14 protein-coding genes are annotated in these 15,437 nt (G+C 68.8%); 11 read left to right on the top strand and 3 right to left on the bottom strand.

The window, feature by feature from the left end; all coding sequences use genetic code 11:
- Positions 1 to 60 precede the first annotated feature (60 nt).
- The 11 genes from LVJ59_RS08795 (at position 61) to LVJ59_RS08745 (ending at position 11,940) form a co-directional block, all read left to right on the top strand.
- Positions 61 to 990, top strand: a complete 930-nt coding sequence (locus tag LVJ59_RS08795) for a M15 family metallopeptidase (RefSeq protein ID WP_232762711.1) — start codon at positions 61 to 63, stop codon at positions 988 to 990.
- A gap of 152 nt (positions 991 to 1,142) precedes the next feature.
- Positions 1,143 to 2,306 (top strand): acyl-CoA dehydrogenase family protein, encoded by a 1,164-nt coding sequence (locus LVJ59_RS08790; protein ID WP_232762710.1) that lies wholly within the window; start codon positions 1,143 to 1,145, stop codon positions 2,304 to 2,306.
- 343 nt (positions 2,307 to 2,649) lie between these two features.
- Positions 2,650 to 3,465 (top strand): GntR family transcriptional regulator, encoded by an 816-nt coding sequence (locus LVJ59_RS08785; protein ID WP_047522400.1) that lies wholly within the window; start codon positions 2,650 to 2,652, stop codon positions 3,463 to 3,465.
- Positions 3,466 to 3,503: 38 nt separating this feature from the next.
- Complete coding sequence (locus tag LVJ59_RS08780) at positions 3,504 to 4,523, top strand: NAD(P)-dependent oxidoreductase (RefSeq protein WP_131494025.1); 1,020 nt, start codon at positions 3,504 to 3,506, stop codon at positions 4,521 to 4,523.
- A complete protein-coding gene (locus LVJ59_RS08775) occupies positions 4,520 to 6,115 on the top strand; it encodes an FGGY family carbohydrate kinase (RefSeq protein WP_232762709.1) in 1,596 nt (531 codons plus the stop codon). The genes LVJ59_RS08780 and LVJ59_RS08775 overlap by 4 nt, the downstream gene beginning before the upstream one ends.
- Positions 6,116 to 6,136: 21 nt before the next feature.
- Positions 6,137 to 7,027, top strand: a complete 891-nt coding sequence (gene lsrF, locus LVJ59_RS08770) for a 3-hydroxy-5-phosphonooxypentane-2,4-dione thiolase (protein ID WP_232762708.1) — start codon at positions 6,137 to 6,139, stop codon at positions 7,025 to 7,027.
- Positions 7,024 to 7,398 carry a cupin domain-containing protein gene (locus LVJ59_RS08765; RefSeq protein WP_131494031.1) on the top strand — a complete coding sequence of 125 codons (375 nt, stop codon included), beginning with the start codon at positions 7,024 to 7,026 and terminating at the stop codon, positions 7,396 to 7,398. Before lsrF ends, LVJ59_RS08765 begins: the two co-directional genes overlap by 4 nt.
- A gap of 41 nt (positions 7,399 to 7,439) precedes the next feature.
- Positions 7,440 to 8,765: an ABC transporter substrate-binding protein gene (locus LVJ59_RS08760; protein ID WP_131494032.1), complete on the top strand. Its 1,326-nt coding sequence runs from the start codon at positions 7,440 to 7,442 to the stop codon at positions 8,763 to 8,765.
- A 29-nt stretch (positions 8,766 to 8,794) separates the two neighbouring features.
- Positions 8,795 to 9,700, top strand: a complete 906-nt coding sequence (locus tag LVJ59_RS08755) for a carbohydrate ABC transporter permease (protein WP_131494034.1) — start codon at positions 8,795 to 8,797, stop codon at positions 9,698 to 9,700.
- 2 nt (positions 9,701 to 9,702) lie between these two features.
- Positions 9,703 to 10,641: a carbohydrate ABC transporter permease gene (locus LVJ59_RS08750; RefSeq protein WP_232762707.1), complete on the top strand. Its 939-nt coding sequence runs from the start codon at positions 9,703 to 9,705 to the stop codon at positions 10,639 to 10,641.
- A 150-nt stretch (positions 10,642 to 10,791) separates the two neighbouring features.
- Positions 10,792 to 11,940, top strand: coding sequence for a serine hydrolase (locus LVJ59_RS08745; RefSeq protein WP_232762706.1), 1,149 nt, complete (start codon positions 10,792 to 10,794; stop codon positions 11,938 to 11,940).
- A 42-nt stretch (positions 11,941 to 11,982) separates the two neighbouring features.
- On the opposite strand, the gene LVJ59_RS08740 is transcribed toward LVJ59_RS08745, so the two are convergent.
- The 3 genes from LVJ59_RS08740 to LVJ59_RS08730 form a co-directional block, all read right to left on the bottom strand.
- Positions 11,983 to 12,801, bottom strand: coding sequence for a siderophore-interacting protein (locus LVJ59_RS08740; protein ID WP_232762705.1), 819 nt, complete (start codon positions 12,799 to 12,801; stop codon positions 11,983 to 11,985).
- Between the two features lie 9 nt (positions 12,802 to 12,810).
- Positions 12,811 to 13,596 (bottom strand): energy-coupling factor transporter transmembrane component T, encoded by a 786-nt coding sequence (locus LVJ59_RS08735; protein WP_232763170.1) that lies wholly within the window; start codon positions 13,594 to 13,596, stop codon positions 12,811 to 12,813.
- 74 nt (positions 13,597 to 13,670) lie between these two features.
- Positions 13,671 to 15,365 carry an ABC transporter ATP-binding protein gene (locus LVJ59_RS08730; protein WP_232762704.1) on the bottom strand — a complete coding sequence of 565 codons (1,695 nt, stop codon included), beginning with the start codon at positions 15,363 to 15,365 and terminating at the stop codon, positions 13,671 to 13,673.
- Positions 15,366 to 15,437: the final 72 nt, after the last annotated feature.

The following is a 15,437-nucleotide window of genomic DNA, read 5'->3' as shown; positions in this document are numbered from 1 at the left end:
AGATTAACGAATGCAATGCAAGGAACTCTGCGACTTATCTTCGAATGAGATAATGGGGCAATGCCTGTTCTGCCGCACGCTCAGCATGCGGCGCCGCGGTCCCCGATCCGGGGTCCTGCACTGCCGATCGGGGTGGCGGTGACCGCGATCGGCGTGCTGCTGTCCATCGGGTCCCTGCCGTCGGCGTCATCGGACGCCGTCCCCATGCCGGAGCCGGTCGCGGTGCTGCAGGTGCCGACCGTGCAGGTGGGGGCGACGACGGCCGCGGACCCGTGTGCGGACCCGACCGTGCAACAGGCGGTCGCCGACGGTGACGATGTGGCCACGATCGCGGGCTTCGGGGGTGGACGGGCTTTTCGCGATGCGGTCGTCGCGGGCAATGCTCCCTGCGTCTCGCTCACCGACCCGGCACGTCTCTGGGTCGTGGTGAACAAGTCGCTTCCGCTGGACCCACCCGAGTACGAGCCCTCGGATCTCGCCTCCGTGCCGCTGCAGATGACGACGCCGTCCGGTCGGGTGCGCACCGAGGTGGCCGCTGCCGTCGGCGCGATGGCGGATGCGGCGGTCGAGGCTGGGGTCGGCCGCATCGGCGCGAACAACGGCTACCGCTCGTACGGACTGCAGGTGTCGACGTACGACTCGCACGTGCGTGCGCAGGGTCAGCAGGGCGCGGATGCGGGGTCGGCCCGCCCGGGGCACAGCGAGCATCAGACGGGTCTGGCCATCGACGTGGTGGCCTGCGGTTCCGGCTGCGGGGGCCTGGACGGGTTCGGCGGGACGGCGCAGAGCGACTGGGTCGCCGCGCACGCCTGGGAGTATGGGTTCATCGTCCGATACGAACAGGTCGGCACGCCGGTGACCGGCTACGCGCCGGAGCCCTGGCATCTCCGCTACGTCGGCGTCGACCTCGCGGCGGCGTATCACGACGGCGGATATCACACGCTGGAGGAGTTCTTCGGGCTCCCGGCGGCCCCCGATTACGGGCACTGAATCGACGCGATCCGCGGTCGTTGCGGCATCCGACAACAGCGATACCCAGTGTCACGATATATGGGATGCATTCTCACAACGTGCTGTCTCACCCGCCTGCGGGGACGTAGAATCTCCGGAGCAACGATGCATGAGACGTTCAGGAGGACGGCATGGAACGCGACATCTACGACGAGGATCACGAGGCATTCCGAGACCTGGTCAAGGACTTCGTCAAGCGCCACGTGACGGGCGAAGCGATCGAGCGGTGGGATGCCGCGGGGGAGATCGACCGGGCCACGATGCTGGCTGCCGGCGAGGCGGGTCTGATCGGATTGTCGGTCCCCGAGGAATTCGGCGGCGCCGGGATGCTGCAGGACTACCGTTTCCGCACGATCGTCATGGAAGAGGTCATCGCCGCCGGTGCGGGTTCCCTGGCAGGGGCCTTCGGCATCCAGGACGACCTGGCCGTGCCCTACCTCGTGCACATGGGGACCCAGGAGCAGAAGGAGAAGTGGCTGCCGCGCATGGCCACGGGTGAAGTGCTCGGTGCGCTCGCCATGACCGATCCCGGCGCGGGTTCGGATCTGCGCGGCATCAAGACCAACGCCAAGAAGGTCGACGGTGGCTACATCCTCAACGGCGCGAAGACGTTCATCTCCTCGGGCACCACGGCCGACGTCGTCGTGACCTTCGTGAAGACCGGCGAGGGCAACCGTCCCGACGCGTTCAGTCTGCTGCTCGTGGAGAAGGGCATGGAGGGCTTCGACCAGGGGAAGAAGCTCAGCAAGATGGGCTTCCACGGCTGGGACACGGCCGAGCTCAGCTTCACCGACGTCTTCATCCCCGAAGAGAACCTCATCAGCGGCAAGGAGGGTCAGGGCTTCATCCAGCTGATGCTCAACCTCCCGCTCGAGCGTCTCTCGATCGGTGTCGCCGCCGCCGCCGCCGCGCAGGCCGCCCTCGACTGGACCGTCGCCTACACGAAGGACCGCGAGGCGTTCGGCGAGCGCATCGCCGACTTCCAGAACACCCGCTTCCGCCTTGCCGACATGTCGGCGACCACCGATGCGATGTGGGCGTACATCGACCGCGCGCTGCTCGCCTACAAGGACGGCAGGCTCACCGCCGAGGACGCCGCCAAGGTCAAGTTCTGGGCGACCGAGCGCGAGTGGGAGGTGCTCGACACGGGCGTGCAGCTGCACGGCGGGTACGGCTACATCATGGAGTACCCGATCGCCCGCGCCTTCACCGATGCTCGGGTGCACCGCATCTACGGTGGCACGAACGAGATCATGCGCGATCTCGTCGGCCGTCAGATCGCCGGCAAGCGCTGACACTTCCTCGCGCGGGATCAAAAACGCACCTCCGGAATGCTCCGGGGGTGCGTTTTTGATCCCACACGCGCGGTCGGACCGTGCGAAGAGGGGTGACTTGTATCGACGGTCGGCCGAGGATGGGCGGTAGCGTGCGCCGCATCCGGCGTGGGAGCGCGGCAGGAGTCGGCGTGAATCCCTGATCAGAGCGCATATCTTCGCAGCGATGAAGCGCGTGGATCATTCTCTTGACTTGTCTCTTCATGGGATACATGTCCTGCACCATGATCGATACATGTCGGATACGAGATGTCCGACTCGGGGAACGACGAAGTCCCCGTACCCGCTCATCGAAGAGGCCGGAATGTCCACGCTCACCATGCCGCTGCTCGACCGTACGTCGACCGCCCCGATCTGGTTCCAGATCATGCGCGCCATCGAGGGCGAGATCGCGCAGGGGACCTGGGCGCCGGGTGACCGGCTGCCGAGCGAGAGCGCGTTGCGCGACCACTTCTCCGCATCTCGCACGTCCGTTCGCGATGCCCTGTCCCGGCTCGAGAGCGCAGGCATCATCTCCCGTCAGCAGGGCAAGGGTGCATTCGTCGAGCGGGCGCAAGGTCCGTCGGCGTGGACCCTGCCCTCGGCGCCGAGCCTCCTCGGCGAGTACAGCGAGGACGGACGCAGCGCGCTGAGCTCCGAGATCCTCCGCGCCGGCATCGAACCCCTCCCGTCCTGGGCAGCGGCGGTCGTCGGCCGTGACTCGCCCGACGGTATGGGATTCGTGCTCGAACGCGTGCGCGCCGTGGGCGCCCGGACCGCCGTGCACGTGATCAACTACCTGCCGTCGCGCTTCGCCGGAGTGCTGCCCGATCTCCGCGACCCGCGCGCGAGCCTCTACGCCGCGATCCGGAACGTGGCAGGGGTCCGCATCGCTCGCATGCACCGCACGATCGAAGCCGTCGCCGCGGACCGAGCGTTGGCGAGTCTGCTCGAGGTCGAGCCCGGGCATCCGATCGTCGTGGTCGAAGCCGTCGCCTACGACCAGGCCGGACAGCCCATCGACTTCTCACGCGCTTCGGTGCGGACCGACCGCCTGCGCGTCAGCGTCGACACCGGGTTCGACGCCGCAGGCATCTCCACCGAGACCGCATCCGGCCGCTATCCGACCGTCCTGCGCTGACCCCGCACACCCATCGAATTCCCCCGGGAGCCCTGCACATGAGTGAACACCGCATCCTCGTCATCGGCGACAGCTACATGACCGCCGAGATCTTCACCCGCGCGTTCGCGCAGCGGGGCATCGACGTCGACGAGGCGACGATGGCGATCACGACGCCGACGTGGGACACGTCTTCGATCCGGGAGTACGAGGGCGACCCGGCGGAGGTCGCACGCCTCGGACGCGGCTACGACATCATCGCCTTCCATGCGGCACCGGTCACCGCTGAGGTGCTCGCTGCACTCCCTGACCTGCGTCTGATCGGCTGCGCTCGCGGAGGACCCGTCAACGTCGATGTCGATGCCGCGCGTGAGCGAGGGGTGCGGGTCACCACGACGCCGGGGAAGAACGCGGATGCCGTGGCCGACCTCACCATCGGCTTCCTGATCTCCCTGGTGCGCAACGTGCCGGCGTCATTGCGTGACGTCGACGAGCGGGTGGCCGATGGACGCCCGCTCGCCGAGTCGACCTTCGAGGGTGCGCGGTGGTTCGGCCGCGAGGTCAAGGGCCTCCGGCTGGGACTGATCGGCTACGGGAACGTCGCGCGGCTCGTCGCCGCCCGCGCCCGGGCCCTCGGGGCGACCATCACCGCCTACGATCCCTTCGTCGATCCGGATTCGGTGACGGATGCCACGATCGTCTCCGATCTCGACGCGCTGCTCGCTTCCAGCGACGTCGTCAGTGTGCACGCCCGGGCCACGGCCGAGAACCGCCACATGATCGGTGCCGCGCAGCTCGCCCGGATGCCCGAAGGATCGTTCCTCATCAACACGGCCCGGGAGTCCCTCGTCGATGAGGGGGCTCTCCTCGACGCCTTGCGCAGCGGCCGACTCTCCGGTGCCGCGCTCGACGTCAACGAGCCGGACGGGCCCTGGCGCGAGCTCGTCGCCGAGCCCTCTCTCATCCTCACCCCGCACCTCGCCGGGGCCACGAACGAGACCCTCGCCCGCGGCGCCGACATGCTCGCCGCCGAGGTCGAGAGCTTCCTGACGGACGGGAGCCTCCGATGGGAACGATGACCGATGTCTTCCTCGCGATCGATGCGGGCACGGGTTCGGCGCGGGCGCTCGCCTTCGACATCGAAGGGCGCCTCGTCGCGCGCGCCGCTCGTGAATGGACGCACACGGCCGTGCCCGGCCACCCCGGCGGCACCGTCTTCGACACGGAAGGCGGATGGAACGCCATCGCGGACGCCGTCACCGAGGTGGTCGCGCGGCTCGGCGATCGACGCGTCGCCGCCGTCGCTGCGTCGAGCATGCGGGAGGGGTTCGTGCTCTACGACGCCGAGGGACGCGAGCTCTGGGCCTGCCCGAACACCGACGGTCGGGCACGGATCGAGGCCGATGAACTGGTCGCCGAAGGCGTCGCCGACGAGGTGTATCGCACCGCAGGCGACTGGGTGTCGATCACCGCGCCCGCCCGGTTGCGCTGGATCGCCCGGCACCAGCCCGACCTGTTCGCGCAGGCCCAGCATCTCGGCATGCTGAGCGACTGGGTCACGACGCGCCTGACGGGAGAGTTCGTGACGGAGCCGACCAGCGGCTCGAGCTCGGCGCTGTTCGATCTCCGCGCGCGGAACTGGTCCGACGAGTTGGCAGGCCTGGTCGGCGTGAACCGTCACATCCTCCCTCCCGTCGTCGAGTGCGGAGACGTCGTCGGTGCGGTCACGCCCGCCGCCGCTGCCGCGACCGGACTCGCCGTCGGGACCCCGGTCGTCGCGGGAGGCGCTGACACCCAGCTCGCCCTGCACGGCATCGCCGCCAGGGAGGGGGTGCCGACCATCGTCGCTGGAACCTTCTGGCAGACGACCGCCGTCGTCTCCGAACCGCTCATCGATCCGGAGCGTCGACTGCGCACGCTCTGCCATGTCGAGCGCGGCAGCTGGATGGTCGAGGGCATCGGCTTCCTCTCCGGGCTCGCCATGCGGTGGTTCCGCGATGCGATGTGCCCCGATGCCGCAGATCTCGGTCGTGCGGCCGGTACGTCGGCGTTCGCGGTGATGGAGGGCTGGGCCGCCGAGGTGCCCGCGGGCTCGAACGGTGTGGTCGCGACCATGGCGAACGTCATGCAGGCGGATGCCTGGCATCATGCGGCGCCCGCCTTCGTGGGCTTCGACATCAACGACGCCGCGCACTCGTCACGGGGCGCGTTCATCCGGGCGATCGAGGAATCGGCAGCCATCGTCGCGAACGCCCACCTCGGCATCCTCGCCTCGCTCACCGGCGGTCGAGCCCTCGCCGAGGGAACCGTGACCTTCACCGGTGGTTCGAGCGCCGGTGCGCTCTGGCCGCGTGTGATCGCGGGGGTCACCGGACTCGACACCCGGGTGACCCCGGCGCCGGAGGCCACCTCCTACGGGGCGGCACGTCTGGCGGCGCGCGGAGTGGGTGCGGACCTGCCCCCGATGGGTGACCCCGATCGTGTCGAGCACGTCGACCCGCAGGAGCACGAGCGGTATCGCGCCGTGACCGAGCGCTGGCATCGCGTCTACCGGGATGTGCTCTCGATCTCGGGGCCCGACCTGCATCCGCTCTTCACCCCTCCCGGGGCCGCCCGCGCCCCTCACGACCTTCCTCCCACCCGACTCTCGCACGCCGGCCACGCCGGCTGACGACCACCAGAAGGAGACACCATGGCAGACCTCGAAGGCAACGCCGCAGCGAAGAAGTTCCACGTCGAGACGCCGGCCGCCCGGTTCACCCAGAACATCCGCGGCGCGGCGAACCTCGACTGGGGCATGCAGAACCGCCTCTCGCGCATCCTCGACCCCCAGACCGGACGCACGGTCATGCTGGCGTTCGATCACGGGTACTTCCAGGGGCCGACATCCGGCCTCGAGCGCATCGACCTCAACATCGCACCGCTCGCCGAACACGCCGATGCCGTCATGTGCACCCGCGGCGCCCTGCGCACCTCCGTGCCGCCCGCGACCCGGGCCGGGCTCGTGCTGCGAGCCTCGGGCGGGCCGTCGATCCTCAAGGACCTCTCCGATGAGTACACGGCGATGGCGATGGCGGATGCCGTGCGCATCAACGCCGACGCCGTGGCCGTGCAGGTCTTCGTCGGAGGCGAGCACGAGAGCCGGAGCATCCGCAACCTGACCACGCTCGTCGACGACGGATACGTGGCCGGTGTGCCCGTGCTCGGTGTGACCGCGGTCGGCAAGGAGCTGGTGCGCGACGCCCGCTACCTGGGCCTCGCCACCCGCATCATCGCCGAGCTGGGAGCGCAGCTCGTCAAGACCTACTACTGCGAGGAGGGGTTCGAGGACGTCGTCGCCGGTTGCCCGGTCCCGGTGATCATGGCGGGCGGGAAGAAGCTGCCCGAGCTCGAAGCCCTCACGATGGCCTCGAACGCGGTGCGTGCGGGGGCCGCCGGTGTCGACATGGGGCGCAACATCTTCCAGAGCGCCGACCCCGCGGCCATGATGCTCGCCGTCCGTGCCGTCGTCCATGACGACGTCGATCCCGTGGATGCCCACGAGCTGTTCCGCGAGGCGACCGAGACACGGGTGCCCGCATGAGTGCCGAGGTGCTGCGGGCCGCGGAGGCCGACCTGCGTTTCGGCGACTGGGGGCCCGGCTACCTGGCACAGGACGAGGACGCCGCCTTCGGCGTGGTCGTGCTCCGTCCGGGAGACGTGTTCGCCAATCATCTTCACGAACACCACACCGAGTCGTTCGTGGTTCTCGAAGGACGTGCGGAGATCTGGCTCGACCGCCGCACCCGTCGCGTCGTCGAAGCCGGAGACGTGCTGCGGGCCGCACCGCACGAGGAGCACCTCGTGCGGAACCCGTTCGACGAGGTCTTCCGCGCCGTGTTCGTGAAGACGCCGTGGGTCGACGGCGACAAGGTCGATCGACCCTGGACCCCTGCCGCACCACCGACCGTCTGACTTTTCCTCCCCCACCCGAAGAACATCGAAAGGACAGCACCATGAGTGTGCAAAGACGCTCCTCATCATCCGCTCGCCTCACTCGGCGCGCTCTGCCCGTCATCGCTCTGGCATCCACGCTGGGTCTCGTGCTCGCCGGATGCGCCGGCGACTCCGGCGGCTCCTCCGGCGACGGCGGCGACAAGACCCTCAAGGTCCTGATCGCGGCCCCGCAGGAAGGCGCGGGCAAGATCCTCGAGGCCGACTTCGAGGCCGAGACCGGCGTCGAGATCGAGGTCGAGGTCGTGCCCTACGACCAGATCCAGACCAAGGCGATCCTGGACGCCCAGTCCGGGACGAACAACTACGACGTCATCCAGTACTGGTACACGTCGGTCGGCGCGCTCGCCGATGCCGGTGCGCTCGCCGACATCACCGATTGGGTCGATTCCGACGAGGACATCGATTCCTCCGACTTCATCGAGGCGATCTTCGGGCCGTACACGCAGTACGAGGGCGCGACCTACGGGCTGCCGATCGACGGTGACACGCACGTGCTGTTCTACAACAAGGCGATCTTCGAACGGAACGGCGTCGAGGTCCCGACCACGTGGGACGAGTACGTCGAGGTCTCGAAGAAGATCACGGATGCCGAGAAGGCGAACGGCGTGTACGGCAATGCGCTGCTCGGCTCCAAGAGCGCCTTCAACATCGGCTCGACGTTCTTCAACCGTCTCGCCACGATGTCGCCCGATCCGATCGACCCGCAGATGCCGCAGCTCGACACGGAGTACGCGGTCGCGGCCGCACAGTCGATGCTCGATGCGGCGCCGTCGGCGTTGCCCAGTCCGCTGGAGATCGGCTTCGAGCAGGCCCTCCCGCAGTTCCTCTCCGGATCCGTCGGCATGATCGAGTTCTGGACCGATCTGGGCGTCTTCGCGCAGGACCCCGAGCAGTCGAAGATCGTCGACGGCTGGGGCGTCGCGCCCCTTCCCGTCGGGCCGGAGGGCAAGGTCTCCGGAGCCCTGAACGCGGGGTGGGCGATGGGCATCAGCCCCAATGCCGCCGACGAGGACCTGGCCAAGCAGTTCGTGGCTTTCGCGTCGTCGAAGGAGACCAACGAGAAGCTCATCACCACGACGGGCTCCGGCGTCGACCCGACCCGCACCTCCACTCTGGAGAGCGCGAAGTACATCGAGTTCGCCCCTGAAGTGTCGGCCGTCGCGGCGCAGGTGCTTCCCAACGCGCAGTCGTGGCCGACCTCGCCGCAGGCGCCGGAGATGATCCAGTCGTTGAGCGACAACCTGGCGCTCATGCTGCAGGGCGGCCTGACCGCCGAACAGGCGATGCAGCAGACCTGGGACTCCTGGCAGTCCTTGGCCGACTGACCCCTCGTCGAACCCGGAAAGGACCGCTCATGTCGCAGCCCGTCGCAAGCCGTCGCGTCGCCCGACGCGGGTCGTGGACGGGGCGCGCCCTGCTCGCGCCCGCCGTCATCGCGATCGTGATCATCGCGATCTACCCGCTCGCGTACATCATCGCTGCCTCCTTCTCGGAGTCGTCGCTGGGGCGGCCGTTCTCGGAATGGGTCGGGTTCGACAACTTCGCCGCGATGCTGGGGGACGGGGTCACCATCCCGTCCCTCGGCAGGTCGCTCCTGTTCGCCATCCCGTCCGCGGTCATCGCGCTCGTCGCGGGTCTCGCGGTGGCACTCTCGCTCGACGCGGCCGTCAAGGGCGGTCGAATCATCCGGGTGCTCCTGCTGCTCCCGCTGATGACACCGCCCGTCATGGCGGGCGTCATCTGGAAGCTCATGCTCGCGCCCACCGGTGGCCTGCTGAACAACATCGGGCAGTCGTTCGCACCCGGGTCGGATCCGTTCCTGTTTCTCGGGTCGAGCCCTGCCGCGATGATCTCCGTCATCTTCGTGGATGCGTGGCAGTGGACGCCGTTCTGCGTCCTCCTGGTCTTCGCGGCGCTGCAGACGCTCCCGACGGAGGTCTACGAGGCATCGCAGGTCGACGGCGCCGGTGTGTGGCAGACGTTCTGGCGCATCACCTTCCCCCTGGTGCTTCCGAGCCTGATCACGGTGCTGCTGCTGAAGCTCGTGGTCTCCTTCAAGGTGTTCGACCTCGTCTTCATCATGACCAGCGGCGGGCCGGGCTTCGACACCACCGTCAGCAGCTTCGAGATCTACCGCACCGGCCTGCAGACGTTCGACGTGGGAGCGGCCGCGGCGCAGACCATCGCCTTCCTCGTGCTCGTCACCATCGTCATCCTGCCGCTCAACGCCGTGCGGCAGCGCCTGCACAAGGAGAGCTGATCATGTCCCTCACGCTCCGCGTCCCCGCCCGCACCGAGGAGAGCGCGACGCAAACCCTCGTCGTCCCCGACGCGCGTCGTCGTCGTCGCCCGAAGGTCCGCACCTCGAGCACGTCGCGTCCGGGGCGTCCGTCCGTCGTGGTCACCGCCGTCAAGTGGGTCGTGATCGTCGTCTCGATCGCTCTGGCCCTGCTGCCCGTGCTCTACATGGTCGGAATGTCCTTCAAGAGCCCGGACGACATCCTGTCGACGCGAATCCTCCCCTCTCGCCTCGCGGTCGAGAACTGGGTCGCCGCGTTCGAGAACTGGCCGATCCTGACGTACCTCCGGAACTCGTTCGGCGCCGCGATCGTGGCGGTCCTGGTGGCGCTCCTGGTCTCGATCCCCGCGAACTACGCGATGGCTCGACTCCGCGTCGGAGGGAAGCAGGCTCTCGGGCTCATCGTCTCGGCCTACGTCGCTCCGCCGGTCGTGGCGATCATCCCGCTCTTCGTGCTGGTGCGCTCTACGGGACTGATGGACTCCGTGCTGGGCCTCGGCATCGTCGAGGGACTGTTGCTCACGCCGGTGGCCGTCTGGTTGCTCGACGGTTTCTTCCGCGCCATCCCCTTCGAGGTCGACGAGGCGGCTCAGATCGACGGCTGTGGCCCGCTCCGCGCACTCTGGTCCGTCATCCTGCCGCTCACCGCACCGGGGATCGTCGCCGTCTCGATCATCGTCTTCATCCTCGCGTACAACGACTTCCTGATTCCGCTGCTGCTGACCCAGAGCATCGACTCCCAGACGCTTCCGGTCGGCATCGCCCTGATGCAGGGCGGCCGTGAGGTGATGTTCGGGCAGATGGCCGCGGCGAGCCTGTCCGGCCTGATCCCGATCTACTTGTTGGCGCTGTTCCTGCAGAAGTGGCTCGTGGGCGGTCTCACTCAGGGCAGCGTGAAGTAACTCGCCCCATCGCCGCGTCGCCGCGTCGCCGCGTGTGCGGGATCAAAAACGCACCTCCGGAATGCTCTGGGGGTGCGTTTTTGATCCCACACACACCCACACACGGGCGGGCCGTGGACAAGGCCGCCGTCGCCGGGTTGAATCGAGGGCATGACGACCTCGCTCCTGGAGATCCTGGATGAGCACGTCGCGCGCGGCACGGCACCGGGGATCATCGGCGTGCTCGGCACCCCCGACGGGTCTACCGAGATCGTCACGGCCGGTGATCTCCCGGCGGATGCGATCGTGCGCATCCAGTCCATGACGAAGCCGATCCTCGCCGTTGCGGCACTGCGTCTCGTGCAGGGCGGGCGCCTCCGACTCGACGATCCCGTGGAGCGCTGGCTGCCGGAGCTCGCCGACCGCCGGGTGCTGCGCACGCCGGACGCGCCGATCGACGATGTCCGTCCGGCGACGACACCGATCACGCTGCGCCATCTGCTCACCAACACCTCCGGGTACGGCGTGCAGGTCGTGCCGTCTCCGCTGGCGATGGCGATGATCGGGAACAGGACGGCCGCGGGGCAGGAGCCGGTGGCGATGGGCGCTCCGGAGTGGATCGACGCGCTGGCCGCACTTCCGCTCGCGTTCGAACCCGGCTCCGGGTGGCGCTACCACCACTCCTTCGGCATCCTCGGGGTGCTCCTCTCCCGCGTGGTCGACGGGTCGTTGGAGGAGCACCTTCGGCGTGACCTCTTCGAGCCTTTGGACATGGTCGACACCGGGTACACGGTTCCGCTCGAGCAGGCGCACCGGCTGCCCGCTGCGAACCGGCACACGGAGGGCGGACTGGTCGAGGTCGAGCCTGCGGGTGAGGGTTTCCCGGTCGCGCCGGCGCCCTTCGACCTCAGCCACTCCGAACTCGTGTCGACCGCTGCCGACTATGCGGCCTTCGCGCAGATGCTGTCGACCGGCGGACGGCATGACGGAAAGGTCATTCTCGACCCCGAAATGCTGGCGGAGATGCGCACGGACCAGGTGCCTGCGAGCGCGAAGACCGACGACAGCTTCTTCCCGGGGTTCTGGGACGGCACGGGGTGGGGGTTCGGCGTCGCGACGCAGACCTCCGGGGCGAACGCCGGTCGCTACGGATGGTCAGGCGGGCAGGGGACGGACTTCTGGATCGACCCCGACGGTTCGTTCGGCATCGTGCTGAGCCAGGTCGAGATGGGCCCGGAGGTCATGGGCTTGTTCCGAGACGTACAGCGGGTCGCTGACTCCGCGTGCGGGATCGAAAACGCCCCTGCGGGAAGCACTTGAGGCGCGTTTTTGATCCCGCACGCGGGCCGCGCATGCGAGGACTCAGCGCTTCCAGTAGCCGCAGAAGCTGACCGCGTTCTTGTCGACCCCGCGTTCGCCGACGAGGTGCTTGCGGACCCCGGAGGCCAGCGCCTGCTCTCCCGCCGCATACGCGTGGAACGGAGCGGTGGGTAGCGCCGTACGGCCGAGCGTCTCGAGAGCCAGAACCCCGGGAGCCGTGTCGTGTGGACGCACGAGCCAGACGATCTCGATCCCCGGAGGATGCGGGAACGGCAGGGCGTCCTCGTCGGACGGCACTTCGACGATCACGGTGCCGACGGCGTCCTCCGCCAGCGATGCGCTGATCGAGGCGATCGCAGGGAGGGCGGTCTCATCGCCGACGAGGAGGACGCGCTCCGTGCCGCGCTGCGGGTTGAAGGTGAGCCCCTCATCGATGATGAGCACGTGTTCGCCGGGCTGGCAGGTCGCGGCCCAGTGCGATGCCGGGCCGGCCGTGCCCTCTGCCGCCGATCCGTGCAGCACGAAGTCCACATCGATCTCCGCACCGGCGTCCGTCGTGGCCGCGCGGTAGGCGCGCACGCTGTAGTTCCGCATCACGGGGCGCTCGTCGTCGGGGATGCGCAGGAACTTCAGGTAGCCGAACATCTTGTTCGCCTTCGCGGGCACGCGGTCGAGTCCCGCGTCGCCGCCGATCGGCAGGAACAGCCGGAACCACTGATCGAACCCCATCGGGCGGAACTTCTCGATCTCACCACCGCCGAGCGTCACCCGGGACCAGTGCGCCGAGAGCCGTTGCGTGCGCAGCACCGTGAGGTGGAGGAGCTCGGCGCTCTCGGGCTTGACCATCTTGCTGTATGGCATGGGCGCCTTTCAGGGAAGCTGCCAGGGGAAGAACACCACGAAGAGCGCGGCGGAGACCAACAGCATCGCCGCGGTGAAGACGGTGTCCCGTGTGCGGAACGGCACCAGGTGTCGCTCCGTGCGGGTGGGGTGCGCACCGAAGGCCCGCGAGTCCATCGCCAGGGCCACGCGTTCGGCATGGCGGATCGCGCCCGCGAGCAGCGGCACGATGTAGCCCCAGCCGCGGGCGATCCGTGCGAACGGCCCCCGTCCGCCGTGGTAGCCGCGCACCCGATGGGCCGCACGGATGACGGCGAGCTCGTGTCCGAACCGTGGCACGAAGCGGAAGGCTGCGAGCGCCGTATACCCGATCCGGTACGGGACCCTCAGCTGCTGCACGCCGGCACGGACGAGGTCGGGGCCGCTGGTGGTGAGACCGCCGACGAGGGCGAGAGAGATGATGGCGCCCAGACGCAGGGTCGTGGCGAAGCCGAGCAGCAGGGCACCGCTGTAGAGCGTCCAGTCGCCGATCCGCACGACGGGGGCGGTGTCGGCGACGAGCGCGGTGTCGACCCAGACCGAGAAGCCGACGCCGATCAGCAGCATCCCGGCGGGGAGGGCGAGCAGCAGGAGGGCGAGGAGGCGTCCGGTCAGCCGCGCGCCGAGCAGGATCAGGGCATATGCGAGCAGGAGGAACGCGGTCGGGGTGGCGAGGTCGCGGACGAACACGAGCAGCAGCATCGCGGGCGCGAACCCGGCCACCTTGGCGAGCGGGTTCAGGGCGTAGAGGAATTGCCGCGGGGCGGACGCCGTCATCCGGGCGTAGGGGTCGAAACCCGGACCGGTGGCAGCCGCGGTGCCGGGGGCCACGCGGTCCGTGGCTTCGGCGCTCACGGGTGCACCCCGAGCCCGGCAGACGAAAGGACACGCTGCAGAGCGGGCAGGCGGAGCCCCGCATCGGCGAGCAGCCGCTCGTCCCGGAACAGTGTCGATGTCGGGCCGCTCGCTCGCACTCGCCCGCCCGCGAGCACCACGACGTGGGAGGCGTGCTCTGCCACGAGCTGCAGATCGTGCGTGACGATCACGATGGTGGTGCCCTCGGTGCGCAGCTCCTGCAGCAGTTCGAGGAGCTCGGACGCCCTGGCACGGTCCTGGCCGAAGGTGGGCTCGTCCAGAGCGAGGACCCGGGGCCGGGTGATCAGTGCGGTGCCCACCGACAGGCGCCGCTTCTCGCCGCCGGAGAGCAGGAACGGATGCACCTCCGCCTTGTGCACGAGCCCGAAGCGCGTGAGCATGTCGTCGACGCGCACGGTGATCTCGGCGTCCGGAACCTGGTGCAGTCGCAGGCCGTGAGCCAGCTCGTCGAACACCGTGTGCGCGATGAACTGGTGCTCCGGGTTCTGGAACACGAATCCGACGCGTGCGGCGAGGTCGCGTGGTGAGGCGACGCCCGGGTCGATGCCGTCGACCGTGACCTGGCCTCGGGGCGGCGGCACGACGCCGGCGAGCGCCTGGATCAGCGTGGTCTTGCCCGCTCCGTTCGCCCCGACGATCGCCGTGAGACTCCCCGCCTCCAGAGCGAGATCGATCCCGTGCAGGATCTCGGTGCGCCGCCTCTTGACGGAGAGTCCGCGGGCGCGGATGATCGCCTGGCCGGTGTGTGCGCGTGCATCGCGGTCCTCTTCACGCGGTGCGGGGATGGCCGCCGCCGTCGCGGGGGAGTGCGGTACCTCCCGTGTGAGTGCGTCCGCGAGTTCGTGCGGTGTGAGGGGGAGAGGATCGAGTCTCCGACCCTCGTCCCGCAGCCGGAGTGCGGCGAGAGTCGCGCCCGGAAGCCACACGCCCATCGACACGAGTTCGTCGGCATGCTCGCGGATGGTCTCCGCCGCAGGGCCGTCGAAGACGACCGTCCCTTCGCGATCGAGCACGAGGGTGCGGGTGACGAAGTCCATCGCCGCGTCCAGGTTGTGCTCGACGAGGAGGATCGCCCGGTCACCGGCGGCGACGACGTCCGCCAGTGCCGCGTACACGTCGTCGATGCCCTGCGGATCGAGGTTGGCGGTCGGCTCGTCGAGCACGATCAGTGGGGAACCCATCGCGAGGGCGCAGGCGATCGCGAGTCGCTGCCTCCCTCCACCCGAGAGATGGTCGGGGTTCTCGTCGCGGCGATCCCAAAGCCCGACGCGCCGCAGAGCCGCTTCGACCCTGTCGTGGACGACGTCGACGTCGAGGAGCAGGTTCTCGGGGCCGAACGCGACCTCGTCGTAGACCGTGCCCGTGACGATCTGCGTGTCCGGATCCTGGAACACCATCGCCACCTGCGTGCTGAGTGTCGCGGTCTCTGCGCTCGCCGAGTCGATGCCACCGGCCTCGACCGTGCCGACCATGCTCGCGGGCAGCGCATGAGGGATCAGACCGTTGAGCGCGAGGGTCAGTGTCGACTTGCCGGATCCGGACGGTCCGAGCAGCAGGACCACTTCGCCGGGGTGGATGTCGAACGTGACGTCACGGGGGGAGGGGTGCGCGGCATCGGCGTGGGTGAGGGAGAGGTCACGCACGCGGAGCAGAGGCGCAGATGGGCGCACGGCGGGGTCCCGGGTCGTCGGATCGTGGACTTCTAACTTAGCTGAGCCTTACCTGATCCGCCATTGAGCGGG

Origin of the sequence: Microbacterium sp. KKR3/1 (genome assembly GCF_021272365.1) — a bacterium.
GTDB lineage: Bacteria > Actinomycetota > Actinomycetes > Actinomycetales > Microbacteriaceae > Microbacterium > Microbacterium aurugineum.
The sequence above is the reverse complement of the archived record's forward strand: the minus strand, read 5'-3'. Positions and strand labels throughout refer to the sequence as shown.

Excerpts from the sequence above, each read along its gene's own strand:
- LVJ59_RS08760 (WP_131494032.1), top strand. The coding sequence starts at position 7,440 with ATGAGTGTGCAAAGACGCTCCTCATCATCCGCTCGCCTCACTCGGCGC.
- LVJ59_RS08735 (WP_232763170.1), bottom strand. The coding sequence starts at position 13,596 with ATGACGGCGTCCGCCCCGCGGCAATTCCTCTACGCCCTGAACCCGCTC.
- LVJ59_RS08775 (WP_232762709.1), top strand. The coding sequence starts at position 4,520 with ATGACCGATGTCTTCCTCGCGATCGATGCGGGCACGGGTTCGGCGCGG.
- LVJ59_RS08785 (WP_047522400.1), top strand. The coding sequence starts at position 2,650 with ATGTCCACGCTCACCATGCCGCTGCTCGACCGTACGTCGACCGCCCCG.
- LVJ59_RS08740 (WP_232762705.1), bottom strand. The coding sequence starts at position 12,801 with ATGCCATACAGCAAGATGGTCAAGCCCGAGAGCGCCGAGCTCCTCCAC.
- LVJ59_RS08745 (WP_232762706.1), top strand. The coding sequence starts at position 10,792 with ATGACGACCTCGCTCCTGGAGATCCTGGATGAGCACGTCGCGCGCGGC.
- LVJ59_RS08795 (WP_232762711.1), top strand. The coding sequence starts at position 61 with ATGCCTGTTCTGCCGCACGCTCAGCATGCGGCGCCGCGGTCCCCGATC.
- LVJ59_RS08765 (WP_131494031.1), top strand. The coding sequence starts at position 7,024 with ATGAGTGCCGAGGTGCTGCGGGCCGCGGAGGCCGACCTGCGTTTCGGC.
- LVJ59_RS08790 (WP_232762710.1), top strand. The coding sequence starts at position 1,143 with ATGGAACGCGACATCTACGACGAGGATCACGAGGCATTCCGAGACCTG.
- LVJ59_RS08755 (WP_131494034.1), top strand. The coding sequence starts at position 8,795 with ATGTCGCAGCCCGTCGCAAGCCGTCGCGTCGCCCGACGCGGGTCGTGG.
- lsrF (WP_232762708.1), top strand. The coding sequence starts at position 6,137 with ATGGCAGACCTCGAAGGCAACGCCGCAGCGAAGAAGTTCCACGTCGAG.
- LVJ59_RS08750 (WP_232762707.1), top strand. The coding sequence starts at position 9,703 with ATGTCCCTCACGCTCCGCGTCCCCGCCCGCACCGAGGAGAGCGCGACG.
- LVJ59_RS08780 (WP_131494025.1), top strand. The coding sequence starts at position 3,504 with ATGAGTGAACACCGCATCCTCGTCATCGGCGACAGCTACATGACCGCC.